Origin of the sequence: Facilibium subflavum, assembly GCF_003574485.1 — a bacterium.
Taxonomy (GTDB): Bacteria; Pseudomonadota; Gammaproteobacteria; order Francisellales; family Francisellaceae; genus Facilibium; species Facilibium subflavum.
Genome location: NZ_QLIT01000344.1, coordinates 1 through 538, shown reverse-complemented (window position 1 = coordinate 538; position 538 = coordinate 1). Strand labels below are relative to the sequence as shown.

The 538-nt window shown below is 35.7% G+C and carries 1 pseudogene; it reads right to left on the bottom strand.

What is annotated here, in order from left to right:
* Window positions 1-304: pseudogene (locus DNK84_RS13840) on the bottom strand (hypothetical protein); the annotation flags it as partial.
* Window positions 305-538: the final 234 nt, after the last annotated feature.

Below are 538 nucleotides of genomic sequence, written 5' to 3'. Positions count from 1 at the left end.
ACATTTCTTCAATGTTTCGCCATCTCCCAGCCTTATAAAATGAACGTATAAGCAGCATATCATTGGCACTCTCTTCATTCCAAAAAATAGAATTGCCTTTCATTTTTAGATTAATAACCCTGCGAACACTGCTTTCTATAGCACCACTTCCTTGTGGAAAGCCATTATCTTTACAGGTCTTGTAAATTAAGCGATCCATATTGTTTATAAAATATCCTCGTTCAGTTTTTACTATCTTACCCCGCTTATGCTTGGTATCAAATTTTAGCTTTTCGATAAATTCATTAATTTTTCCTGCATGCAAAAGTTCCTTACAGGCTTTAATGTCGAGTAGACATCTCTGTTTCTCCTATTTATAATTTAAATTTTAAACATAATGTGAGAAAGCATGATGCCCCTCACAGAACCGTACTTGTAGATTTCCCACATACGGCTCTTCAATTTAACTCACTGAACCTGTTAAAGTATAAAAATCATGTGTTATCCGTGGTTGCGGTAGTGGGTAGCGTTAGATATAGTTGTGGAAATGCTCCCAACT